This is a genomic window from Bowdeniella nasicola (genome assembly GCF_001907295.1).
Taxonomy (GTDB): domain Bacteria; phylum Actinomycetota; class Actinomycetes; order Actinomycetales; family Actinomycetaceae; genus Bowdeniella; species Bowdeniella nasicola.
In genome coordinates this window covers 1-551 of the sequence record NZ_MQVR01000201.1, presented here as the reverse complement: position 1 = coordinate 551, position 551 = coordinate 1, and the positions used below count along the sequence as shown (strand labels likewise).

General features: G+C 63.5%; 1 protein-coding gene. It reads right to left on the bottom strand.

What is annotated here, in order from left to right:
• On the bottom strand, positions 1-551 hold a 551-nt coding region (locus BSZ39_RS13075; protein ID WP_222842983.1), incomplete at both ends, for a DUF1156 domain-containing protein.

Here is a 551-nt window from a genome sequence, read left to right as displayed (position 1 = left end):
CGCATCCATTCGCCATAGCGGCGGACGTCCTCTGCAAGACCCTCCGCGCGACTCCATCCGGTCAGGTTGGCCCCCGCCGACCCTGGGTAGACGGGAGGCTTGCCTGCGAACTTCGGTGGAATCTCGATGAGGGCCTTGTTGATGAGCACTGCGAGAGGGTTGAGGTCACTGGCGTGGGCTTCGAGGCCGAGTCGTTGTGCTTCGAGCGGGATTGCGCCACCGCCAGCGAAGGGATCGAGAACTGCCGGAAGCTCGCCGTTGTTGCTTTTGCGAATCTCGGCGCTCGCTTGCCGTAGGAGGGTCTCGTCGTTGCTGTTCTCCCACACCACCAGTTGCTCCAGTAGCGCATGGAGTCGTGCGCGCTCAGCGTCCTGTTCTTCGATCGTGGGGAACTCTTCTGGGCGTGATGACGGGTCATCGACGAGTTGTGCGAAGAGGACTGCGCGCGCTGCTGCGAGCGGCCGACGTGCCCAGTACAGGTGCAGCGTCGAGGGGTGGCCGTGCCGGATGGACTTCTCGCGTGATGCCTCAGCGTTGATTGCTTCGAGTGG